Genomic DNA, 22,627 nt, shown 5'->3' on the forward strand with positions numbered 1-22,627 from the left:
TCGTCTAATTGTTGTATAAAAAGTTGTTCGATTTTTTCTAATGAATGGGCATTGCGATAGATAGCCCTTACTTTATGCACCTTGTTTTGAGTAAGGTAAAAAAGCAAGCGACTGCCAATCAGCCCTGTTCCGCCAGTTACTAAAATCATTATTTTTCGTCTAAAAGAATGTGTTCATCAATAAGTTTAAGAGCCATAGGCGAATCTTTTTCGTCGTAGAACTCGAAGGGGTCAAGAATAGAACATACCAATTCTTTACTCACTTGGTCGCTCAGTAGTTCAATAATTTCAGTGGGCAAACTGGTTTGCGTTCTGCCATACTTGTGTTTTATCATTCTTGAACCTTGTTTTTTTAGTTTCTTAGTCGGGGCAAAGATAATAATTATTTGCCAAATATGCCATTTGATGCATAAAAATAACTGAAAAGCATTTAATTAGGAGAGGGATAAGGGTATCTCTTGTATGCTATTACTTTTGCGGTATGGGGGGGTGCTAAAGTTTCAAACTTCGGCAATGTTGAAATCTATTAATAACTCTCTTTTTATGTCTATCTTAGCTTTAACTTACCTTCTACTTAGGTTCGTTCATCTTTTGTCTTTTCTTCGTTCATTGTTCATTTGCCCGTGCGGCTCGCACCGTCATTTGTCCGTCTTTTGTTCGTTCATTGTTCGTCTTTTGTTCGTCTTTTGTTCGTCTTTTCTCTATCTGCCCGTGCGGTTCGCGCCATCTTTTATTTAGCTACTCTTTGTTTAGTTGCCTGTCGTACTACGACCTCGTATCATCATCGATTTAGTATTATTGGCATTATTGGCATTTTTGATATTATTACTTTTTCATTTTTTGCTTTTCACTACTTTACTGAAAATCCCTTTCCATCGGTATTGTCTTACCCATTTACCTTCTTCAGGAGTGAGTAAGTAAGGTTGTTTTTCTTGTTTAGCTTTATAAAATCCTTTGCAATAATCTAAGAAGAGTTTACCATTGCGTTTTCTTATGGCTAATTTTATGGCAGCGAGTAAAGTGAGGAAGAAACCGTATCGCAGACGGTAGAAAACGCTTCCTTGCAGGTAACGGGCATTGCTTTTATAGCCAGCACCTGTCGGGCGTAGGTGTTTTACGTGAAGAGTATCGTCAGTTTGTACTGCCCAACCGTGGTAGCGCGCCAATAGCTCATCGGCGGTGTCCCAGCCCATTGCTATTTTAAGTCCACCTATAGCTTCAAAACACGCCTTCCGATAAGATTTTACAGCACCTCTTAGGTGGTCTTTATTAGTGAGATTCTCAAGTACCCAAGAGCCATTTCTCTCAATATAACAAAAGCCCCCAAACATTCCCAACTGTCGATTTTTACTGTATTGCTGGCACATTGTTTCGAGATAGTTGTTAGGGAAGATGAGGTCGGCATCAAATTTGCAAATAACCTCTACGTCTTCTTTTAGGTAAGGAAGCCCATAGTTAAAAGTCTGCACTATTTTAGCCCCTGGTAGATGTTCACCCTTCTCACTGCGTTGCACCAATTGTACTACGGGATATTGGGTAGCAATTTGGTTCACTACCTCAGCAGTGGTATCGGTAGAACCGTCGTCTACTACTATAATTTGATAGGGAAGAAAGGTCTGATTTAGCAGAGATTGCAAGGTAACACCAATACTTTCAGCTTCGTTATAAGCAGGGATAATAATTCCGATATTCATTTACTTAGCGCTATCAGTTTCTATAAGTCCGTCTTTTAAGCGGACAATCCGTTTGGCATACCGAGCAATGTCTTCTTCGTGGGTTACCAAGATAACGGTATTCCCTTTTTGGTAGATTTCGTCAAAAAGGTTCATTATTTCATAAGAAGTTTTAGAGTCAAGGTTCCCAGTAGGCTCATCGGCTAAGATAATTGAAGGGTGGTTTACCAAAGCTCTTGCTATAGCTACTCTTTGGCGTTGCCCTCCTGATAGTTCATTGGGTTTGTGAAGCATACGGTTTTCTAATCCCACTAATTTCAGTACTTCTTTAGCGCGCTCGTGTCGTTTTTCTTTCTTAACGCCTGCGTATACCATAGGCAAAGCTACATTGTCTAAAGCCGTAGTACGTGGCATTAGGTTGAAGGTTTGAAATACGAAGCCTATCTCTTTATTGCGAATGTCGGCTAATTCCGAGTCGCTCATCTTGCTTACATCTTTACCGTTCAGAATATACTCGCCTGAGGTAGGCGTATCTAAGCACCCTAAGATGTTCATCAAAGTAGATTTACCAGAGCCCGATGGTCCCATAAGGGCAAGGTATTCTCCCTTTTCTATAGATAGGTTGATGCCTTTCAGTACGTGCAGTATTTCAGACCCTAATCTAAAATCTCGTTTGATATTTTTAATCTCTAATAAACTCATTTTTCTTACTGAATATTTTGGTTTAAGAAATGTAATAGCTTTCCAAAGGCTTTTCCACGGTGACTGATACGGTTCTTTTCTTCTTGGGTCAGCTCGGCAAAAGTTTGGTCAGAACCCTCAGGAATAAATATAGGGTCATACCCAAAACCGTTAGTGCCTACAGGGGTAGTGCCTATACGTCCCTTTGCGATACCTTCAAAAGTATATATAGAGCCATCTAAACATAAAGCAATAACCGTTTTAAACTGAGCCTCTCTGTGTGAAATTCCTTCCATATTCTTTAGTAGCAAATACATATTGTCTGTATCGCTTTTGTGCTCACCTGCATACCGTGCCGAATATACCCCAGGAGCATTGTTTAGTGCCTGTGCTTCTAAGCCTGTATCATCGGCAAAAACGTTGCAATGATAATGCTCTTTGATGTATTGAGCTTTCAGCAAAGCGTTGCCCTCAATAGTAGTAGCAGTCTCGGCTATATCGTCATTGCAACCTATGTCGCTCAAACTTAGCAGTTCGATATTTTTAGGTAAAAGGGCTTGTATTTCCTTTAATTTATGCTGATTATGGGTAGCAAACACTAATTTCATACAGATATAAAACTCGAAAAGAGGTTACTTAGCAAGCATAACCTCTTCTCTAAATATGAAAACAATAAAATTATTCTTTTTCTTCTATTTTTTCTTCAGAGGCTTCAGCTAATTGTGTTTTTTGCAAATGCTTTAGCTCACGAAGTTTATTTTCCCACGTTTTAAGAGCTTCTTTTTGGTTGTTGATGTTCTTAATCACATCGCGTACTAATGGGTTCTTCTCGTCGATATTACCAAAGAAAGCTAAGTTGTTTTCTAACTGTAGTATCTCCGATTTGAGTTCATCAATACGACGTCTTACAAAAATCACCTCATTGTTAAGGGAGTTCTCGTTATCATCGTTGATAAGTCGTTCTAACTTGTTGTTATACTTGATAAGCTCAATTTCTTGCTTATCAAAATTAAGTTTCTTGTACAGTGCATCGATAATCTTATGGAATTTGATGTCGATGGTTCTATTAGAATGATGAGTGTTTCCTATAGCATTCCATTCATTCACAAAGTTTTGTAAGGTTGCTATCTCTTTATCTCTATCGGTACCTAATTGATATTCTTTCAGCTTATCCAAAAAGGCTTTCTTTTGTTCAAGCGCATCAGACTCTTTATTTTTAGAATGCTGAATAGTCTCAGCAAATCTACTGAAATACGTATCACAAGCTCTCTTGAATTCCTTCCAAATTTTTTCGGTATTTCTAAGAGGAACGCTTCCTATTTCTTTCCACTCTCTCTGAATGTTCTTCATCAGTTCAGTAGTGGTTTCCCAATCGGTGCTATTTTGGTTAGCTTTTGCTATTTCTAATAAGGCTAATTTCTTAGTGAGGTTCTCTTGTTGCTCTTTTTTGAGTGTTTTGTAAAATTGGTTCTTCTTCTTGTTAAAAGCACGTAAAGCTATATTGAAAGATTTCCATACCTCATCAGCTTGTTGTAAAGGTACTTTTCCTACATTTAGGAACGACTGACGTAAATCTTCTACTTGCTTAGAAAGCTGTTTCCAAGCGCTGTGAGTAGTAGGCTCTTTCTCACCGAGTTTCTTAATCCGCTCAATGATGCCTTGCTTCTTCACTGCATTTTCTTCGTATATCTTATCTAAGTTTTTGAGGTAATATTGGCGTTTGTCGTGTATTTTCTTGGTAAGTTCACTGAAACGTTGCCATATGCTTTCGCGGTGTTCTTTATCTACAGGGCCTATTTCCTCTTTCCAAACACGGTGTAACACTTGTAGCTCACGAGAGGCAATGAGAGCATCTACGTCGTCTTGGGCAAGTGCTTCGGCGCGCTCAATAATTTTTAGTTTTTCTTCTAAATTGCGCTTAAAGTCGATGTCACGCAAGTCTTTGCTGAGGTGGATAAAGTCATAGAAGTTCTCTACGTGGTGATGATAAGTATTCCACAAATCCTCATAATCGGCATTAGAGACGGCTCCTGCTTTGCGCCAACGCTCTTGCAATTGTTGAAACTGCTTGAAGGTAGTACCCAAATGTTCTTCGGCATTGAGAAGGCTTTTGAGTTCTTCGATGATTTCTCGGCGTTTAGCAAGATTTTCTTTATGGGTTTTCTCAATCTCTTTATAGTATTGATTGCGCTTTTCGCGATAATCGTTGAAAGCAGTGTAGAATTCTCTATAAACAGGAATTTCGTAAGAAAAATTATATAATTCTCCTCCGTCGGCTATGAACTCTTCTTTTTTCTCTTCTACAAGAGCGTCGTATTTTTTGTCGAACTCATAACGAATAGCGTCCACTTGCTTTTTGATAGCTTGGGTTTTCTCAGTTTGGAGTAGTTCTTTTAGTTCTTTGGTTAATTCACTAAGAGACATTGCCTCATAGTTTACTAATGACGCATCTTCTAAACGGTTGTCCTCGCGGTTATCCTCTATGGCTAATGTGTTTTTTTCCTCTGACATATCTAAGATTTAAATGCAACTATTGTTTAAAAACGCTACTAAATTACAACAATATTTTGAATTACCTACTATTTTTCTGTAAATATTTTTCTGCTTAATGTGTAGTAGAAATGTAAGTAGTTTATTATCAGTGTTTATTATGGGAGATTTCTTTAAGGCTTTCGATAAGAAAATCGACGTCTTTTACTGTGTTAAAGATGGAAAAAGAGCATCTGAGTGAGGGATATTGTAGAGCTTCCTCAGGTAAAAAAGCCGATAGTACGTGAGAGGTTTGCACGCTTCCACTCTGGCAAGCACTCCCTTTGGAACAAGCTATGCCTTTTAAGTCTAACTGAAAAAGCAGGGTGCTATTTTGGTTTTTCAATAAGGGAAAACCTATGTTCACAATGGTGTAACTGCTTTCGTCTAAAGTATCCGACATTCCGTTAAATACCGCCTCTGGGAAATGATGTTTGAGTTGTTTGATAAAATAACGCTTCAGGTCTTTGAGCTTTTCAGTGTTTCTATCTAAATTAGTGTATGATAGACTAAAAGCAACTTCCATTCCTACTATATTATGAACAGCTTCGGTACCTGCACGCAAGCCTTTTTCTTGTTCGCCCCCTGTGATACTGCTGTGTAGCGCAATACCTTTTCTAATAAAAGCAAATCCTACTCCTTTAGGTCCGTGAAACTTATGAGCTGAAGCCGTAATAAAGTCGGCAGGGATTTCCTCCAAATCGATAGGGTAATGCCCCACAGACTGTACGGTATCTGAATGGAAATAAGCATTGTATTGTTTACAGAGTACAGTTACTTCTTTTAAAGGTAGAATGTTCCCTATTTCGTTGTTTATGTGCATTAGGCTCACCAATACCTTTTTTTCAGTATATTGCTGGAGCAAGTATTCTAAATGAGAGAGGTCTACGACCCCTTTGTTAGTAAGGTTTACGTAAACTATTTTTATAGGATATTCTTTGGCTAATACCTCTAAGGTATGCAAAACAGCGTGATGCTCTATTGGGGAAGAAATGACAACTTGTACACCTAAATCGTGCACACAACTGCGCAAGATAAGGTTATTAGCTTCAGTACCCCCTGAAGTGAAAATAATTTCAGAGGGTGAAGCTTTCAGTTGTTTAGCTATTTGCTTGCGACTATATTCAATAAGCGACTTGGCTTTACGCCCAAAGGCGTGTGTAGAAGAGGGGTTGCCATAAGTATCCCTCAGTACTTCCGTCATCTTCTGTATTACCTCTGGATAGACGGGGGTAGTAGCCGCATTATCGAAATAGACTTTCATAGTTTTGAGAGGAAGAAATAGTTATGCTCTGTTAGAAGTTGTATTATTTCTGCTATTATTGTTCTTGCGATAGTTTTTGTTGTGGTTGTTATTGTTGTTTTTATTCACCGCTCCTTTTTTCTGTTTAGAGAGGAAAAGCCCTACTATAAAAGCTAAAATAGCTACAGTAAAAGCGCACCAATAAGCATCGTTGCACGCGAAAGTTGAGTTGAATAGTGGAGCGATTAATAAGCCCGCAAATACGTATTTAGAAACGTCTAACAAAAAATCTGAAATTCTTTTTTTCATTCTTTACTTTTAAAAATTTCGGCAAAGATACAACTTTTTATTGAAATGGGAATAATAATGGCAATACGAATACCATTACAATCCCCATAATGATTTGCAGAGGTAAGCCCACTTTCACGTAATCCATAAAAGTGTAACGCCCAGCCGACATTACTAATGCATTGGGCGGAGTGGAGAAAGGAGAAGCAAAACACATACTCGCACCTACGGCTACTGCAAACATAAAAGCGTGGGGTTGTAAGCCTAACGATAAGGCGGTTTTAATAGCAATGGGAGCCAAGAGTACGGCTGTAGCGGTATTGCTGATGAACATCGTCATAAGCGAAGTAGTAAAATACACGCCTGCCAAGAGTATGTACGGACTCTTATCGCCTAAACTCCCTACTAATGCATTCGATACTAAGGCTGATACTCCTGTTTTTTCCAAGGCTAATGCCATAGGTAACATACCTGCAATGAGTACAATACTCTCCCAGTTAATCGTCTTATAAGCAGCTTCAATATTGCGCAAAGCTCCTGAAATAACCATCAATAAAGAGGCGATAAGCACAGCAGTAACGGGTGCTATGGGGATAAAATCAAACATCATTGCGACTACCATTCCTACCATTATCAGCGCAGCAATAGGAGCTTTGTGGGTGAGGGTTACCTTAGAAGCCTCGGCAAGAGGTTGCCCTAATACTACCAACTGACTGCGTTCAGCGTCCATTTTAGTAATGTGCTCCCAAGTTCCTTGCACCAATAGTATGTCGCCAGCGTGCATCTTTTCGTCTTTTAAGTTTTGCAAAATATAGTTATCCTTGCGCTGAATACCTAAGATATTGAGCCCAAAGTGTTCGCGCAGTTTGCTATCACTGATGCGAGTGTTTACCAATTTCGAAGCGGGCATTATCAGTACTTCGGCTATGCCTATATCGTGGAAGTGCAACTCGTTAGGCAAGCGTTGTTCGGGATGGTGTGTGTCGAGAAAATTTAAGTGATTTTCGGCGTTCATTTGTTCAATCGACTCAAAGCTACCGCGTAAATAAAGAATATCTCCTTCATAAATTACGGTATCAGCATTTACTACCTCTTGGTTGCCTGTTTTGAAAAAAGGATTGTTAGAAGTAGGTTTGCGCCTGATTTCTAATACCGAAATGTGATAACGTTGCGAAAGGTTGATTTCTTTGAGCGTTTTACCTATAAATAAAGTGTTTCCTTCTACTAATACGCGGTATAAGTTGTTAGAGAGTTGATATTCACGTACCAAATCGGTAAGTGATTTGCCATTTCGGTTTCCTTCTTGCTTAGAATCACCTTTTTTAGAAAGAAAAAACTTACTGGTGGGAATTAAAACTAACAGTCCTATTGCCAAACACACCAATCCCACTGGAGTAAAGGAAAAGAAAGTGAGTTTATCGTAGCCGTTTTTCACTAACTCTCCATCGATTACCAAGTTAGGAGGCGTACCGATGAGCGTCATCATACCGCCCATACTACTGGCAAAAGCCATAGGCATCAGCAGGCGACTACTGTTGATGTTACCACTCATTGCCATACTCACCACTATGGGCATCATCAAGGCTACCGTACCTGTATTGCTTACAAAAGCCCCAATAAAAGCCGTAACGAGCATTACCAAGATAAGGAGTTTTACCTCGCTATCGCCTGCCAAGCGTAAGATTTTACTGCTCATCATCTTTGCTAATCCCGTTTGGAAGATAGCGCCTCCTACCACAAAGAGCCCTATCATCATCACTACTACCTTGTCCGAAAAGCCCGATAAAGCTTGTTCAGGGGTTAATATGCCAAAGAGCACCAAGAGCACTAAGGCACACATAGCTACCAAATCGGAGCGCACCTTCCCGCTCATAAAAAACAAAGCCGATATAAAAAGAATGATAAGAGTGGTATACATAACAAATTAGTTAATTAGCAAATGAACAGATTAGCTTATTAATTTGATAAGTCAACACTATACTTACTTGTGTCGAATGTTACCGAAACGTGCTCTTGCAGTGAAGTAGATAGTGATATGCCTTTAAAATCGGCTTTTACAGGATAGTTCTTGTGATTACGATTAACTAATACAGCGGTAGTAAGTCGTTTTAAGGGGACTTCCAAGAAGTGTTTTACCCCATAGATGAGCGTACGTCCTGAATTGAGCACATCGTCTACCACTATCACTGCTTTATTGGTGTATTGTTCCGCAGGAATAGAAGTAGCAGTGCCTGCCAATGGGTTCTTCTTATCCATTATAATTTGGCATAAAACTACTTTCAGAGGGGCTATACTTGCAAGTGCTACCGCAAGTTTCTCAGCAAACACATAGCCATTGCCATTAATGCCTGCCAGCACAATCTCCTCTTCATTGAGGTGTGTTTCGTAAATTTGATAAGCAATCCGTCTTATCTTGTGTTCAATATCAGTGTGGTTTAATATCTGTGTCATTGTATGCTTTTTTATATAATGTACCAAAGATACAAATTGTATTGCTAAAAAGCAAGAAAAAATAGGTTATCTATCAAATAACTTATTTAATAGCTTGTATTTTATCGGCAAATTTGTTCCAACCATCAGCCTTTTTATAAGTCTCTACGCTATTAGCAGGCACATAAATAGCATTAAGCTCAGTATCGATAAAAGTACCATACCAATCTTTAATGTTTATGGAGGGAGGTGTACCTCCTTTTAAAGTAACCGACTTTAATGCTGAGCATCCAGCTAAAGCACCATCTCCTATACTTTTTACAGTATTAGGAATAGTAATAGAAGTTAAACCTGCTCCTAAAAAAGTATCATTCTCAATGCTAGTAATACTATTATTATCAGGGAAGGTGAACGATTTCAATGCAGAACACGAACTAAAAGCACTTTTTCCTATATTTGTTACAGTATTAGGAATGGCAATAGAAGGTAAGGACTTACAAGAACTGAAGGCACCACTACCTATGCTTGTTACGGTATTAGGGATAGTAACCGAGGTCAAAGCTTCACAATTCATAAAAGTAGAATCTTCAATTTTTGTTATTCCCTTAGGAATTATTATAGAGGTTATAGCCTTACAGTTTGCAAAAGCACCCTCTCCTATGCTTCTTACAGTAGTAGGAATAACTAACGAAGTAAGCTTTTGACAATCAAAAAAAGCCCATTTCTCTATACTTGTTACAGTAGTAGGGATAGTAAACGATTTTAAGGCAGGGCACGAAAAAGCGCGCTCTCCTATGGTTACTAAACCTTTGTCAGGAATAGTAATTTTGGCTAAATTGGTACATTGGGAAAAAGCCGCATATCCTACGCTTGTAACACTGCCCGGGATAGTAACCGAAGTTAAGGCTCCACACCACGCAAAAGAACTCTCTTCTATGCTTGTTATCCCCTCAGGAATAACAATGGAAGTTAATTTTGAACAGCTCTTAAAAGCACATTTCCCCATTTTCTTTAAGCCTTTGGGCAAAGTCACTGAGGTTATTTCTCGGTGTTCTGCAAAAGCATAATCTGAGATAGCAGTTACTTTGCTCAGCATCTCGTCTGCTGCCATATCAATGGTAGTTTCTTCATCAGTAAGCCATTTCACTAATGTCGAGCCATCTTCAGTAATTTCAAAATTCTCATAAATCTTAGTTTTTGGCTCCTTAGGAGCGTCATCGCCCCCTTTCCCACAATTAGTAACAGTCAGTGCTACTAGCACTGCTACTGCTATAAGAATAACTTTTCTCATTTGTTTTTAATTATTAATCTTCTTTCCTACTCTGTTAAAGGCTTTTGGGATATTCTCCACAACTTATAAAGTACCCCACCCCCTTATGTTAAGGGCTCGGAGTACCTTATAATTATTTTTTAATCCTTCGGTTATCTCTTCTGTTGTGCCTTGCGTTGGGCTTCGGCTTGCTCCATCATCTCACGCATCTTGGCTTGGAATTTACTTTCCTTCTTAGGTTTTTTCTTGTTTTCTTGTATCTGTGTGTGAATCTTCTGTTCGTCTATAATCCAATACTTGATAGCCAACATAATGCCTATGGTCAATAGGTTAGATATAAAGTAGTACAAACTCAGTCCGCTGGCGTAGTTGTTAAAGAAGAACAACATCATCACTGGTGATAAGTAGATGAGGAACTTCATATTAGGCATTCCAGGTTGCTGAGGTTGTGCAGTCTGTGCCATTGTCATCATTGAGTATATGAAAATAGCCACAGAAGCCAACAATGGAAACAAACTCACGTGACTTCCGTAGAACGGTATAGAGAAAGGAAGTTCAAAAATAGCATCGTATGACGATAGGTCGTGAGCCCATAAAAAACTCTTTTGTCTCAATCCAAATTCGGTAGGGAAGAAGTTAAAGAGTGCTAAGAACACAGGCAACTGTAACAGAGCAGGAATACAACCGCTGAGCGGGTTCACACCTGCTTTGTTGTAGAGCGCCATAGTTTCTTGTTGGCGTTTCATAGGTTCTTCATATTTCTTGTTGATTTCCTCAATCTCAGGGCGCAATACCTTCATCTTAGCCTGCGATACGTACGATTTGTAAACGATAGGCGACAATAATAAACGCACGATAATGGTCATCAAAATAATCACCAATCCTACCGAGAAATAATCAGTGAGGAAGTTGTAAAGCGGAATGAACAACCATTTGTTGAGCCAACCAAAAATACCCCAGCCTAACGGAATGAGCTCAGTAAGTTCATACTTGTCGTTGTACTGTTTGAGCACGTTGTAATCGCTAGGTCCAAAATAGAAGTGCAACGACTCGCTTAGCTCTCCGCTTTTCGCTTGTATAGGCAAAGAAGTGAGGAAGTTCTTGGTGTATTTTACATCTTTCCCTTCGCTCACAGCGATATTGTGAGAAACGAAATCGCCTTTGGCAAACGGGTTGTCAGAAATGAGCACCGATGTAAACAAGTGCTGTTTGTAAGCCACCCAGTTCACTTTCTCTTCTTTTTGCTCGTCATTACCCCCTTGACTTAAGCGACTAATGCGGTCGCCGTCGTACTGCACGGTCGCTTGCGTATAACGGTTTTCATAGGTGACGCTCTTCTCCATACGGCGTGCCTGTAACTTCCAGTCGATGTTCATAGGCTTAGAAGTATTCACAACACCCGATAAACCTTGTGAGCGCACTGCCACGTCCAACATATACCCCTCTTTTGGTAGGGTGTACACATATTCTAAATAAGCGTTTTCTGAAGTTTTGAGCTTCATCGAAAGCACTTTGTTGCCGTTGTTTTCGCTTAGCGTGGGCTCAAAATACAAGTCTTTAGAACTTAGGGTTTGGTTCTGAGCAGTAGTAAAACTAAGGTTAAAAGTAGCATTCCAATCTTTAATTAAGTAAACAGGCAAAGAATCATAAGTTTTAAATTCTTTGAGCAAAACCTCCTTGGGTTGTCCGCCCCGGTTGCTGATAGTAAGCTTGATGTCTTTGTTTTCCAATACAGTTACTCCGTCTTTTGCCGACGGTAGAGTAGCCGAATAGGCAAAAACACCTAAGCTGGCTTTGTACTTTTCTAAGGCTACCGAATCAGTAGGGATACCTTGGAAGGTAGCGGTATGGGTGTCTTTTTGGGTGTTAGTAGCTTGATTTGCTTGTTGTTCTTGTTGTGCTTTGCGTTTAGCTAATTCTTCTTCACTTGGTTTATTGTTATTCATAAACCATATCAAAAGTATAAAAATCAAGGTAAAACCTATAATACTCTTTAAATCGAATTTTTTTTCTTCCATATAAGTGTTTTTATCCGTGTTTTAGTTCTTTTTTAGTTTATTGTTTAAGGCTGCCCTCACAAAAGCTACAAATAGCGGATGCGGATTGGCAACGGTGCTCTTGTATTCGGGGTGATACTGTACGCCCACAAACCAAGGGTGATTTGGCAATTCTATCACTTCCACCAAACCCGTATCGGGGTTGATACCAGTGCACTGCAAGCCTGCCTTTTCGAGCTGTTCTTTGTAGTCGTTGTTAAACTCATAGCGGTGGCGATGTCGTTCCGAAATCTCTTTTTTACCATAGGCTTCGTATATCTTACTGCCTTTGCTAAGCTCACAAGCCCAAGCCCCAAGACGCATAGTGCCCCCTTTGTGAGTAATTTCCTTCTGACTTTCCATCAAGCTGATTACCGGATAAGGCGTTTGCTCGTTCATCTCGGTAGAATTAGCCCCTTTAAGTCCAGCTATGTGTCGCGCAAATTCAATGACTGCCATTTGCATTCCAAGGCAAATTCCCAAAAACGGAATGCGGTGTTCACGCACGTATTCAATAGCTTTTATCTTGCCTTCAATACCGCGACCGCCAAAACCTGGGGCTACGAGCACAGCGTCCAGATGACCTAATTTGGCTTCTATATTTTCTTCATTGAGGTGTTCTGAGTGAATACTCTCCACATCCACGCGCACTTCGTTCGCCGCTCCGGCGTGTATAAAGGCTTCTAAAATCGACTTATACGCATCTTGTAACTCTACGTATTTGCCTACTAAACCTACTTTTATGCGGTGTTTGGGGTTCTTGTAGCGTTGCAAAAAAGTGTTCCATTGGGTGAGGTCGGGTTCGTTTTTACAAGGGAGGTTCAGCTTCTTGAGTGTCACTTTGTCCAACCCTTCTAAAAGCATCATATTAGGTACATCGTAAATAGTAGGCACATCAATAGACTGGATTACTGCCTCTCGCTTCACATTGCAGAAAAGCGCCAGCTTGTATCGAAGCTCGTCCGAAAGTTCGTGTTCGGTACGGCAAACCAGTATATCGGCTTGAATACCGCTTTCCATCAGGGTTTTCACGCTGTGTTGCGTAGGTTTGGTTTTCAGTTCACCCGCCGCAGCAAGGTAAGGTACTAAGGTAAGATGTATCACGATGCCATTGTGCTCTCCCAAGTCCCACAAAAGCTGTCTTACTGATTCTATATAAGGCAACGATTCGATGTCGCCCACCGTACCACCTATTTCGGTAATCACAATGTCGTATTCGCCTGTTTTGCCAAGTATCTGAATGCGTTCCTTAATTTCGTTGGTAATATGTGGTATTACTTGCACCGTTTTGCCCAAGAACTCGCCACGGCGTTCTTTCTCGATAACGCTTTGGTAAACGCGTCCTGTGGTTACATTATTAGCTTGCGAAGTGTGTACGTTTAGGAAACGTTCATAATGTCCCAAGTCGAGGTCAGTCTCAGCACCGTCTTCTGTCACGAAACATTCGCCGTGTTCATAAGGGTTGAGCGTACCAGGGTCTACATTGATGTAAGGGTCAAATTTTTGTATCGTCACCCTATAGCCACGAGCCTGCAAGAGCTTGGCAAGCGAAGCCGCAATGATGCCCTTCCCCAAAGAAGAAGTTACGCCCCCAGTTACAAATATATATTTGGTATTTGCCATTTCTATTTAATTTGGTGCAAAGGTAGTGAATAATTACCAACTAACAATATTTAAAGCCTAAAATGTTAGTTTAAAGACATAAAAAATAGAAGAAACTTGCCTTACACGTTCAAGTATTCTTCTACTTAGTACTAACTTAGCTACACTCTTCCTTCGTCTTTTGTTCGTCTTTTGTTCGTTGTAGACCCACTGTAGACCCACTGAAAAGCCACTCTTTGTTCGTTTATCCTATTAAGCTTCCTATAAGCTAACTGTATCACAATCCCTTCTCCGGTACTTTTCATCTTTTGGAAGAAAATACAGCGTTTTATTCCTTTTAGCAACTCTTTTATTTTCTTCTTCCGATATTTTCCGAACTCCTCCAAGTCCCCCAAACTCTTCAAGCCTCTCCACTCACACTTTATTATTAATCATTAACCACTAACCATTAATCATTAATCATTTCTATCTTCAATGATTCCCAATTTCTTCATCAAGAAAGTAGCATTTTTGTTTTGGCAAACGCCCTCTCTTAACTTATAGTCGAAAGTGAGTTCTCCATTGGTGATGTCAGACTCAAAGCATTTATTTTGAAGTTGATGAGGATATTGTTCAGTAAGTTTACACACTTCTATATCGTGAGTAGCCAGCACACCCAAAGCTTGTAAGGAAAGCAATCGTTCGATAATCTTAATAGTGCCGTACTGTTTGTCTTCTGAATTAGTACCCCGTAGTACTTCGTCCAAGAGCACAAAGCAACGTTCGTCCTCTAAGGTCTCCATTATCTGCTGTATACGATTGATTTCAGCAAAGAAATACGATTTGCCGTCGTTAAGCGAATCAGCAAGACGCATAGAGACGAGCAAACGCAAAGGGTGTATATTGGCTTTGCGCGCACAAACAGGTAACCCAACAAGGGTAAGCAACATATTAACTCCCAAAGTGCGCAAGAAAGTACTCTTACCCGACATATTAGAGCCTGTAAGCAATACAAAAGCGTGCTCTCCTAGTGTAATATCATTGGTAATCCGATGTTCAGAAGGGATAAGCGGGTGTCCTACGGCTTCAAAAGCTATTTCATAATTATTATTGAGGGTAGGATAAACAAATTCAGGGTTATTATAACTAAAATTAGCAAAACTGCACAACACTTCCGTTTCCCCCACCGACTCTAACCATTCTTCAATACAGCTTGCATATTGCGCCTTCCATTGCAAAAGTTGCTGATAACGATGTACGTGATAAAAAGAGAAAAGGTTTAGAGGTATAGAGACTAATATATTACTCACATTGTCCAAATCGTCTAATAATCGCGAAAGTTGAGCTATTTTAGTGCTTGCTTGTTTGTTTTTCTCAGGGAAACGCGCTTCTACTTGCGCAATACACTCCTTAAAAGCATATAACATCGTATAAGTACGCTCAAAACCGAGTTTTTCTTTCGTCATTTTACCAATAAAAGAGAAAAACAGTAGCAAGTTTACAGTGATTAAGAGCTTTCCGACGCTTTTTAGTAGTTCGTTGTCGTTTCCATATCCTATCAAAAGACTTATGATGAGGAATATAGGTAGAACAATGAGAGTATATTGCATTGTTTTGCTCAATAGTTTCGCAGTACTGCTTGCCCAAGTGCGTAGTTTAATGTAAAAATCTTTGCTGTCATCTATTTGTTGAGCATAAGCAGTAAAGGTTTGTCGCCAGCTTAGGTCGGGAGTAAGTGCTTTTATCTGTTCTTGTGTGTTGATAATGTCCTCAGAAGAAGGAGAGAGAAGTCGTTTGGCTAAAAGTTTTTTGCCTAAGAAAGTATGCGTACGGTTAAGATAATGATAAAGTGAATGTTCACCTAAAATATCCAAATCGTAAGCATAAGGGTGGTTTTCTTCTTGAAAATCTTTGCCGTTATCGGTGAAGAAAGTATGTTGTTCTAAAAATGCAATTTCCTGCTCATTGAGGCGTATTTTAGTTTGGGCAATACTGCGCAACGTACTTATTTTCTTGTGTTTTACTATCAAGAGAAGAAAAACCACAATAGTAAGCATACAAAATAGCCCCATTACTACTGATGGAGCTTTTATAAGTTTGTATACTGACCAAATAATAAGTAGCATTTCAGCTAATCGGAAGAAGCTAATTTGGTTGTATTGTTTAGTAAGTTTTAGGTATTGCTGTGTTGCCTCTGAAAGTTTTTCTTTATATGAATTTGTTGTCATTCGTAATTTCTCATTCGTCATTATTATCGAATCCAATCGTTCAGTCTGTTAGCATCTAATCGTAAGAAGATAAAGAGCAGAATAGTAAACGCCCAAAGCCCAGAACCTCCGTAGCTGAAAAAAGGCAACGGAATCCCGATGGTAGGAATTAAGCTAATCACCATACCGATATTGATACAGAAATGCACAAACAGTATTGATACCACACAATACCCATACACCCTGTTAAACTTAGATTTCTGTCGCTCGGCAAGTACTATAAGTCGCAATAGTAAAAATGAGAAGAGTATGACCACTAAGGCAGTACCCATAAAGCCCCATTCTTCACCTACGGTTGTGAAGATATAGTCGGTATGTTGTTCAGGGATAAAGCTACCTTTGGTACGAGTACCTTCCAAGAAACCTTTCCCAAAAGTACCTCCTGAGGTTATCGCTGATTCAGCCATATTAGTATTATAGGCAAAATCGCGTTTCATTGCAGCTATCTTCTGAGGGTCAGTTTCAAGACGTAGCCATAAGTTCAAACGATTGCGGTGATGTTGTTTGAGTACGTTATCGTATACTGGGTGCGTAACAAACGCCGTAAGCAAGCATATAACCGATAAGATAAATATATTTTGAAACGGAAAGCGTTTTGTTTTTCTCTTATGCCAAAAGCCGTAAAATCCAATACAAGCTACACAAGCAAACAGAGTGAAAGTTGTTCCAAACTTTAGTGAGGAAACAAATACTACTCCTGAAAGAAATAGATAGAAGAGTAGGGCAGAGGGCATACCTTCGCGGAAAAGTACAAAAGCTAATGAAAAGAACACTAATAAGCTCCCTACGTCGGGTTGTAATAAGATGAGTACGGCAGGAATACAAATAATTGCAATAGCCCGTAAGAGGTCAGGAGTACGGCGAATATCGGTGTGGATATCGCTCACATAACGCGAAAAGGCAAGAGCCGTAGCTACTTTAGCAAACTCACTGGGTTGTACCGTAACTGAGCCAAAGGCATACCAAGCTTTAGCTCCATTTGTCTCTTTACCAAAAATAAACAGTCCGGCTAATAGTATAATCGAAATGATGTAGAATATTACTGAAAAGTTGATATAAAACCTGCTATCTATGGCTAAGATAAAGATAATAAGCAAGAAACTAAGCCCAATAAAAAGCAACTGCTTTCCATAAAACTGATTGAGGTCGAAGATAGAAGTAACGTTTAAGTCGCTGTAAGTAGTGGAAAAGATAGCTATCCAGCCACACATTACCAATAGTAAGTATAGTATTACTGAAGTCCAATCGAGGTTCTTTACAAGGCTATGTCTCATTGTAAGTTATAAGTGGGTTATTTGCGTTTTCTTCTGAAAGGGAAAAACATAGCGTATTCAATAGCTAAGTTTAGCCATCTTCTTTCGTTAAACAAAAAAGAAAGCCACGTGTGAGCAAGTAAATTTTTAGGAGTTAAACTCTCTGCCACTGCCGATACTTGATTGGTAAGTGATAGTCGGTCTATTTCCTTTTCTAAACGCAGTATTTTAAGGTCGTTATCAATTTCTTCGAAAGAGCTATAGATTTTATTCTTCGTCATCGGGTTCAGCTTTAAAATAGATTTCAGAGAGTTTTTCTAATAGAGGCTTCTCAATAAGTTTTTTGCGGAAAGCCAATATTATTACCGCAATCAACACATAGAAAGCTCCTACAATAACAAAACCTAAGGCATTGCTACCAAGTGCTTCACCAATAGCATACGCTCCGGCGAAAGACAAAAAGAACAATACCAACAAACTCGTAAAGGCTACTATAAAAAAGGTTATAAGTCCGTAAGACGATTTACCTATAAACCTAAAAAGGAATAATTTATAGTAAGCTATCTGCGAATTGAGAGCGGTACTTGCTTTTGTAGGAACTTCCTCAAAAGTTTCTTTGATAGAGTGGATAGACATATGTGCTTATTTCTGCAATTTAGCGTTAGCTGCTTTTAAGGCGGCTAATTTCTTTTCTAAGAAAGTAATCACATCTTCGGCTTTATAGCTTGATTTGGAAAGCAGGGTGTCTACTTTTTCTTCCAAAGAGCCTTTTAGTTCCGCTGATTTTTCTTTTACATTCTCAGTTAAACGGTCAAGTTGTTCTTTTAGCTTTTCTGCCTTGTCACTTACGCTATCTTTAATCTTTTCGCGGGTGACTTTACCCTTATCAGGGGCAAAGAGAATACCTAAGCCCACTCCAATAGCAGCTCCTGCTACCAATCCTAATAATATGTTTCCTGTTTTTGCCATAATATAATAAATTTTAGTTTTACTTACGATTAGAGTTATTAGTAGTTATACTCTAATAAACGCACAAATATACAAAGTATTTTTGAAAGGTGCAAATTTAAAGAAAAAAATAATTACAAATCAAATACAGAGGTGCGTTTAGCAAAGAACAAATCTTTAATTTTCAAAAGTGATGCTAAAAGCAAATATACACCAAACCAAGCTCCTAAGGTGGCAAAGGTACCGTAAATAAAAACAATACGGACGTCTTTGGCACGCATTCCTAACTTCTCGGCTAAACGCGATGATACTGCAAAGCCGTATTTCTCAAGGAAAAACCTAAATTCAGAAAATATCTTCATAATTATTCATTAGCTACACGACTTACTTTTCGCACTTTAAAAAGCAGTAACATTCCTAAAACAAAGAAAACTATTAGTGAAATAGTAGCATTGCGCATATTATTTGTAAATTGGTCTATCATACCATAAACACCCATTCCTATTACAATACCCAATTTCTCAGTTACATCGTAAAAACTGAAAAAGGAAGTAGTATCTTTAGTTTCAGGTAAGTAAGCAGAATAGGTGGAACGTGATAGCGTTTGTATGCCCCCCATTACAAGCCCTACTAAAATAGCTATTGCATAAAACTCAGTAGGTTTATATACGCAATATGAAAGCAAACAGATGCCTACCCATATAACATTAAGCCCAATGAGCACTGCAATATTACCCCATTTGCGCACTGTTAAAACCGTAAGGTGTGCTCCTAAAATAGCTACTAATTGAATAATGAGTACACTTATAATGAGCCCCATAGTGCTTTCTTCGGAGTTTGCCCATTGTATTTCTTGCTCTCCAAAATAAGTGGCTATCAGCATAACGGTTTGTACACCCATACTGTACACAAAGAAAGCAATAAGATACCACTTCAAACGAGGAGAAGCTGAGAGAGATTGCCATACTTTGCGCAGTTCTTTAAAACCGTTGAAAAGAATGCTTTTGCTGAACTCCCCTCTGCCTTTTTTATAAGAAGGAAGATAATAGAAAGGGATACTACTAAAACCTATCCACCATATTCCTACTGTAATAAACGAGATGCGCATAGTGGTGAGAGTCGTTTCAGCATCAGCAGTAGCAAAGCCTACCCATTGTGGTTTCATTACCATTATGAGGTTAAAAATAAGCAGTAATACACTACCTGTATACCCTAAGCTGTATCCTTTGGCACTTACAGCGTCGTACTGTTCAGGGAGAGCGATATCGGGTAAATAAGAATTATAGAATACGATACTCCCCCAAAAGCCTACTACGCCACAAAAATAGCACAAGAGTCCGAAGTAAATATGTTCTAAGGAAAACCAATATAACCCTACACAAGAGATAGCTCCTAAATAGCAGAAAAAGCGCATAAAGCTCTTTTTATTCCCTAAGTAATCGGCGATACCACTGAGGATAGGGGAGAGTACTACCACTACTGCAAAAGCTAAAGCGGTTACAAAAGCAATCACAGAAGTGCTTTTAATCACCATTCCAAAGAGCTCAATATGAGTGAGCTTTGCAATGCGAAATAACAATCCGTAGAAAATAGGGAAGATAGTAGAGACAATGGTGAGAGAATAGACAGAGTTAGCCCAATCGTAAAAAGCCCACGCATTGAGTAGTTTTTTATGTCCTCGTTCTAATGGTTTCATATTAATTTTGAGTGCGTTTTGCGCCTAACTTTTCAATAGAGTAAATCACACAGAAACCTATAATAGCCAATAAGATAGCGGTTAGGATTTGCGGATTGGTATTGGTGATTGTTTTGAAAGCACAAGGCGATATGCTTTTTTCCCATATCACACTGCCATTAGTAGGGTCTGTTTCGAGAGTTTCTTTCCAAGGCCATACTTTGTTTAGTGACCCAATAATAAAGCCTGTGAGTCCTGCAAAGGTAAGGTTTCGGAATTTAGCAAATAACCATTTTAAGGCTTTTGAAAAGCTAAGAATACCTGTGATAGCCCCAATAGCAAAAACGCCAATCACTTTAAGATTCCAAGAACTAAGCGCATCTAAAACAGTGTGATAAGCCCCCAGAAGCACCAATACAAAAGCTCCTGATATACCTGGGAGTATCATAGCGCAAATGGCTAAGGCACCACAGAAAAAGATAAAGATAATACTTTGGTTACTGCCATTTACCAAAGGAGGAACGACGGTGATAATATAAGCAACAATCCCTCCAACTATCATAGTTAAGACAGCGGCGAGATTCCAACGTTTTATTTCTTTTGTTAGGAAAAAGACACTTGCAATCATTAGTCCGAAGAAGAAAGACCATACCATTATGGGGTGATTTTCTAACAGCCATTTCATACCTTTGGCAAGCGAAAGGATACTGATACCTATCCCTGCAAAGAGAGCTACAAAAAAGTTCCCATTGATGTGTTTCCAGAAAGCAACTATACCTTTTGTAAAAAGGAGTTTGAAGGCTTGTAAGTTTACTTTGCTGATAGAATCGACTAACTCCTCATAGATGCCCGAAATGAAGGCAATAGTTCCCCCTGAGACTCCTGGTACTACATCGGCAGCACCCATAGCGAGCCCTTTGAGGGTGATAAAAAAGTAATCTAAAAATGTGCGTTTCATAAAAAACGGTTTCTGTTTCAATATTGAACTTAACGGGTGCAAAAGTAATAAAATAATATTCATTGACCAAAAAGATAGAAGTTTAAAAATCTTTGTTATTCACTTTGGAAGCAAGGTTAATGGTTAATGATTAATGGTTAGTGGTTAATGATTAATGGAGAAATTGGCAGAGGATTATATAAAGCTTATAAGAAGCTTATAGAATAAACGAACGATGAGTGGCTCTACAGTGGGTCTACAGTGGGTCTACAGTGGGTCTACAACGAACAAAAGACGAACAAATGACGGTGCGAGCCGCACAGGCAGATGAACAAAAGATGAAGGAAAGATGAAGGAAAGACGAACAATGAACGAACGAAAGACGAACAATGAACGAACAAAAGACAAATTTAAATTAAGGATATAATGGAGGTAAGAAAGAGACTATTGGGAGCTTTCAGCTTTGGTAAAGTCTGAAACTTTGGTAAAGTCCATACTGTGAAAAGGGAGTGTAGCGAGGCAAAGACGGTGCGGGCTGTACGGACAGACGGACAAAAGATGAACCTTATGGGATAGTATGCAAAGGGCGTATTAAGAAAATGCTGGTAATCAATAGGTATTTTGGTGAATAGAAATACGGTAAATATGCTTATTTTGCTGTTTTGCTTTTTGCTTTTCAGTTTTTTTAGTAATTTTGCACCCAAAATAACAATGAATGAAAGAAACGGATATCATCATTATAGGGGCCGGACCTACGGGATTGTTTGCTGTGTTTGAGGCAGGATTGCTTAGGTTAAAATGTCATTTGATAGATACGCTCCCTCAGGTGGGCGGTCAGCTTACTGAGTTGTACCCCAAGAAGCCTATTTTTGATATACCAGGATACCCGAGTGTAGGGGCTTCGGAATTAGTGGATAATTTAATGGAGCAAATTAAGCAGTTTCAGCCTGAATTTACGCTTGGCGAAACAGCGATGACTCTTACTAAAAATGATGATGATACTTTTGTGGTTACTACTGATAAAGGCACCCAAATAAAAGGGAAAGCTGTAGCTATTGCAGGAGGATTAGGTACTTTTGAACCTCGCAAGCCTGAACTGCCGAACCTTGAACAATATGAAGATAGGGGAGTGGCTTACTTTGTGAAACACCCCGAGAGTTACGCAGGCAAACACGTGGTGATAGCCGGAGGAGGCGACTCTGCACTCGATTGGAGTATTTACTTAGCCGAGAAAGTAGCAACGGCTTCGGTTACCTTAGTGCACCGACGTAATGAGTTTCGCGGGGCATTGGATTCGGTTGAAAAAGTGAGAGCCCTCAAAGAGGCGGGGAAAATCAACTTAAAAACGCCTTATGAGGTAGTGGGACTAGGTGGAGAAAAGCATTTGGAATCGGTAGTATTGGAGCATGAAGGGGGCGAAAGAGAAACTCTTGTAGCTGATGCTTTTATACCTTTGTTTGGACTTACTCCTAAATTAGGCCCTATTGCTACGTGGGGGGTGGAGATTGAAAGAAATGCTGTGAAGGTGAACAATGCCTTAGACTATCAAACTTGTATAGAGGGAGTATACGCCATAGGCGACGTAAATACTTACCCAGGGAAACTGAAACTAATACTTTGTGGCTTTCACGAAGCGACCTTAATGTGCCAAAGTGTGTACAACCACATTTACCCTAATAAAAAATACGTGTTAAAATACACTACGGTAGTGGGTATAGACGGTTTTGATGGGTCTCGCAAAGAGGCTGAAAAGGCAGTGGTGAAAGCGATTTAGATGAGGTAAGAGATAAGAGGTAAAAGGTAGAAGAAATAAAAAA

The 22,627-nt window shown here is 39.3% G+C and carries 21 protein-coding genes and 1 pseudogene; 1 reads left to right on the top strand and 21 read right to left on the bottom strand.

What is annotated here, in order from left to right; translation table 11 throughout:
- Positions 1-12: 12 nt before the first annotated feature.
- The 21 genes and pseudogenes from HMPREF1528_RS12615 to HMPREF1528_RS07050 all read right to left on the bottom strand — a co-directional run.
- Positions 13-149: pseudogene (locus HMPREF1528_RS12615) on the bottom strand (NAD-dependent epimerase/dehydratase family protein); the annotation flags it as partial.
- Positions 149-334: a hypothetical protein gene (locus HMPREF1528_RS06950; RefSeq protein WP_009417906.1), complete on the bottom strand. Its 186-nt coding sequence runs from the start codon at positions 332-334 to the stop codon at positions 149-151. The pseudogene HMPREF1528_RS12615 and the gene HMPREF1528_RS06950, both read right to left, overlap by 1 nt.
- Before the next feature lie 498 nt (positions 335-832).
- A complete protein-coding gene (locus tag HMPREF1528_RS06955) occupies positions 833-1,693 on the bottom strand; it encodes a glycosyltransferase (RefSeq protein ID WP_016479185.1) in 861 nt (286 codons plus the stop codon).
- A complete protein-coding gene (locus HMPREF1528_RS06960; RefSeq protein WP_002673035.1) occupies positions 1,694-2,374 on the bottom strand; it encodes an ABC transporter ATP-binding protein in 681 nt (226 codons plus the stop codon).
- A 5-nt stretch (positions 2,375-2,379) separates the two neighbouring features.
- On the bottom strand, positions 2,380-2,961 hold the full coding sequence (locus tag HMPREF1528_RS06965) for a non-canonical purine NTP diphosphatase (protein WP_016479186.1): 582 nt from the start codon (positions 2,959-2,961) through the stop codon (positions 2,380-2,382).
- Positions 2,962-3,031: 70 nt separating this feature from the next.
- The gene (locus HMPREF1528_RS06970; protein WP_016479187.1) at positions 3,032-4,864 is read right to left on the bottom strand and encodes a DUF349 domain-containing protein; all 1,833 of its coding nucleotides are present in this window, start codon (positions 4,862-4,864) and stop codon (positions 3,032-3,034) included.
- Positions 4,865-4,991: 127 nt separating this feature from the next.
- Positions 4,992-6,146, bottom strand: coding sequence for a cysteine desulfurase family protein (locus tag HMPREF1528_RS06975; protein WP_016479188.1), 1,155 nt, complete (start codon positions 6,144-6,146; stop codon positions 4,992-4,994).
- A 21-nt stretch (positions 6,147-6,167) separates the two neighbouring features.
- Positions 6,168-6,434, bottom strand: a complete 267-nt coding sequence (locus tag HMPREF1528_RS06980; RefSeq protein WP_016479189.1) for a DUF6722 family protein — start codon at positions 6,432-6,434, stop codon at positions 6,168-6,170.
- Positions 6,435-6,471: 37 nt separating this feature from the next.
- Positions 6,472-8,331: an SLC13 family permease gene (locus tag HMPREF1528_RS06985; protein WP_016479190.1), complete on the bottom strand. Its 1,860-nt coding sequence runs from the start codon at positions 8,329-8,331 to the stop codon at positions 6,472-6,474.
- 38 nt (positions 8,332-8,369) lie between these two features.
- The gene (locus HMPREF1528_RS06990) at positions 8,370-8,864 is read right to left on the bottom strand and encodes a phosphoribosyltransferase family protein (RefSeq protein WP_016479191.1); all 495 of its coding nucleotides are present in this window, start codon (positions 8,862-8,864) and stop codon (positions 8,370-8,372) included.
- Positions 8,865-8,946: 82 nt separating this feature from the next.
- Positions 8,947-10,134: a leucine-rich repeat domain-containing protein gene (locus HMPREF1528_RS06995; RefSeq protein WP_016479192.1), complete on the bottom strand. Its 1,188-nt coding sequence runs from the start codon at positions 10,132-10,134 to the stop codon at positions 8,947-8,949.
- A 131-nt stretch (positions 10,135-10,265) separates the two neighbouring features.
- Entirely contained in the window at positions 10,266-12,131 is a 1,866-nt protein-coding gene (yidC, locus tag HMPREF1528_RS07000; protein ID WP_016479193.1) for a membrane protein insertase YidC, read from the bottom strand.
- Positions 12,132-12,152: 21 nt separating this feature from the next.
- A complete protein-coding gene (locus HMPREF1528_RS07005) occupies positions 12,153-13,772 on the bottom strand; it encodes a CTP synthase (protein WP_012796935.1) in 1,620 nt (539 codons plus the stop codon).
- Positions 13,773-14,206: 434 nt separating this feature from the next.
- Positions 14,207-15,979 carry a MutS-related protein gene (locus HMPREF1528_RS07015; protein WP_016479194.1) on the bottom strand — a complete coding sequence of 591 codons (1,773 nt, stop codon included), beginning with the start codon at positions 15,977-15,979 and terminating at the stop codon, positions 14,207-14,209.
- Between the two features lie 2 nt (positions 15,980-15,981).
- Positions 15,982-17,271: a rod shape-determining protein RodA gene (gene rodA, locus HMPREF1528_RS07020; protein ID WP_016479195.1), complete on the bottom strand. Its 1,290-nt coding sequence runs from the start codon at positions 17,269-17,271 to the stop codon at positions 15,982-15,984.
- Between the two features lie 17 nt (positions 17,272-17,288).
- Positions 17,289-17,531 (bottom strand): DUF6327 family protein, encoded by a 243-nt coding sequence (locus HMPREF1528_RS07025; protein WP_016479196.1) that lies wholly within the window; start codon positions 17,529-17,531, stop codon positions 17,289-17,291.
- A complete protein-coding gene (locus HMPREF1528_RS07030; protein WP_009418021.1) occupies positions 17,518-17,886 on the bottom strand; it encodes a phage holin family protein in 369 nt (122 codons plus the stop codon). Before HMPREF1528_RS07030 ends, HMPREF1528_RS07025 begins: the two co-directional genes overlap by 14 nt.
- A 6-nt stretch (positions 17,887-17,892) precedes the next feature.
- Positions 17,893-18,219, bottom strand: coding sequence for a YtxH domain-containing protein (locus HMPREF1528_RS07035; RefSeq protein ID WP_016479197.1), 327 nt, complete (start codon positions 18,217-18,219; stop codon positions 17,893-17,895).
- A 113-nt stretch (positions 18,220-18,332) separates the two neighbouring features.
- The gene (locus HMPREF1528_RS07040; protein WP_002672970.1) at positions 18,333-18,560 is read right to left on the bottom strand and encodes a hypothetical protein; all 228 of its coding nucleotides are present in this window, start codon (positions 18,558-18,560) and stop codon (positions 18,333-18,335) included.
- A gap of 2 nt (positions 18,561-18,562) precedes the next feature.
- Positions 18,563-19,894, bottom strand: a complete 1,332-nt coding sequence (locus HMPREF1528_RS07045) for an MFS transporter (protein ID WP_012796931.1) — start codon at positions 19,892-19,894, stop codon at positions 18,563-18,565.
- A 1-nt stretch (position 19,895) separates the two neighbouring features.
- Positions 19,896-20,831: a DUF368 domain-containing protein gene (locus tag HMPREF1528_RS07050; protein ID WP_034567963.1), complete on the bottom strand. Its 936-nt coding sequence runs from the start codon at positions 20,829-20,831 to the stop codon at positions 19,896-19,898.
- Between the two features lie 694 nt (positions 20,832-21,525).
- Between HMPREF1528_RS07050 and HMPREF1528_RS07055 the strand changes: the two genes are divergently transcribed.
- On the top strand, positions 21,526-22,584 hold the full coding sequence (locus HMPREF1528_RS07055) for an NAD(P)/FAD-dependent oxidoreductase (protein ID WP_016479199.1): 1,059 nt from the start codon (positions 21,526-21,528) through the stop codon (positions 22,582-22,584).
- Positions 22,585-22,627 lie beyond the last annotated feature (43 nt).

Source organism: Capnocytophaga sp. oral taxon 336 str. F0502 (genome assembly GCF_000411575.1).
Taxonomy (GTDB): Bacteria; Bacteroidota; Bacteroidia; order Flavobacteriales; family Flavobacteriaceae; genus Capnocytophaga; species Capnocytophaga ochracea.

What these genes read in the sequence shown, in the direction of transcription:
- HMPREF1528_RS07045 (WP_012796931.1), bottom strand. Translation starts at nt 19,894, where the DNA reads ATGAAACCATTAGAACGAGGACATAAAAAACTACTCAATGCGTGGGCT.
- HMPREF1528_RS07025 (WP_016479196.1), bottom strand. Translation starts at nt 17,531, where the DNA reads ATGACGAAGAATAAAATCTATAGCTCTTTCGAAGAAATTGATAACGAC.
- HMPREF1528_RS06965 (WP_016479186.1), bottom strand. Translation starts at nt 2,961, where the DNA reads ATGAAATTAGTGTTTGCTACCCATAATCAGCATAAATTAAAGGAAATA.
- HMPREF1528_RS07040 (WP_002672970.1), bottom strand. Translation starts at nt 18,560, where the DNA reads ATGAAGATATTTTCTGAATTTAGGTTTTTCCTTGAGAAATACGGCTTT.
- HMPREF1528_RS06955 (WP_016479185.1), bottom strand. Translation starts at nt 1,693, where the DNA reads ATGAATATCGGAATTATTATCCCTGCTTATAACGAAGCTGAAAGTATT.
- HMPREF1528_RS06970 (WP_016479187.1), bottom strand. Translation starts at nt 4,864, where the DNA reads ATGTCAGAGGAAAAAAACACATTAGCCATAGAGGATAACCGCGAGGAC.
- rodA (WP_016479195.1), bottom strand. Translation starts at nt 17,271, where the DNA reads ATGAGACATAGCCTTGTAAAGAACCTCGATTGGACTTCAGTAATACTA.
- HMPREF1528_RS07055 (WP_016479199.1), top strand. Translation starts at nt 21,526, where the DNA reads ATGAAAGAAACGGATATCATCATTATAGGGGCCGGACCTACGGGATTG.
- HMPREF1528_RS07005 (WP_012796935.1), bottom strand. Translation starts at nt 13,772, where the DNA reads ATGGCAAATACCAAATATATATTTGTAACTGGGGGCGTAACTTCTTCT.
- HMPREF1528_RS06985 (WP_016479190.1), bottom strand. Translation starts at nt 8,331, where the DNA reads ATGTATACCACTCTTATCATTCTTTTTATATCGGCTTTGTTTTTTATG.
- HMPREF1528_RS06950 (WP_009417906.1), bottom strand. Translation starts at nt 334, where the DNA reads ATGATAAAACACAAGTATGGCAGAACGCAAACCAGTTTGCCCACTGAA.
- HMPREF1528_RS07015 (WP_016479194.1), bottom strand. Translation starts at nt 15,979, where the DNA reads ATGACGAATGAGAAATTACGAATGACAACAAATTCATATAAAGAAAAA.
- HMPREF1528_RS06995 (WP_016479192.1), bottom strand. Translation starts at nt 10,134, where the DNA reads ATGAGAAAAGTTATTCTTATAGCAGTAGCAGTGCTAGTAGCACTGACT.
- HMPREF1528_RS07035 (WP_016479197.1), bottom strand. Translation starts at nt 18,219, where the DNA reads ATGGCAAAAACAGGAAACATATTATTAGGATTGGTAGCAGGAGCTGCT.
- HMPREF1528_RS06960 (WP_002673035.1), bottom strand. Translation starts at nt 2,374, where the DNA reads ATGAGTTTATTAGAGATTAAAAATATCAAACGAGATTTTAGATTAGGG.
- yidC (WP_016479193.1), bottom strand. Translation starts at nt 12,131, where the DNA reads ATGGAAGAAAAAAAATTCGATTTAAAGAGTATTATAGGTTTTACCTTG.
- HMPREF1528_RS07050 (WP_034567963.1), bottom strand. Translation starts at nt 20,831, where the DNA reads ATGAAACGCACATTTTTAGATTACTTTTTTATCACCCTCAAAGGGCTC.
- HMPREF1528_RS06980 (WP_016479189.1), bottom strand. Translation starts at nt 6,434, where the DNA reads ATGAAAAAAAGAATTTCAGATTTTTTGTTAGACGTTTCTAAATACGTA.
- HMPREF1528_RS06990 (WP_016479191.1), bottom strand. Translation starts at nt 8,864, where the DNA reads ATGACACAGATATTAAACCACACTGATATTGAACACAAGATAAGACGG.
- HMPREF1528_RS06975 (WP_016479188.1), bottom strand. Translation starts at nt 6,146, where the DNA reads ATGAAAGTCTATTTCGATAATGCGGCTACTACCCCCGTCTATCCAGAG.
- HMPREF1528_RS07030 (WP_009418021.1), bottom strand. Translation starts at nt 17,886, where the DNA reads ATGTCTATCCACTCTATCAAAGAAACTTTTGAGGAAGTTCCTACAAAA.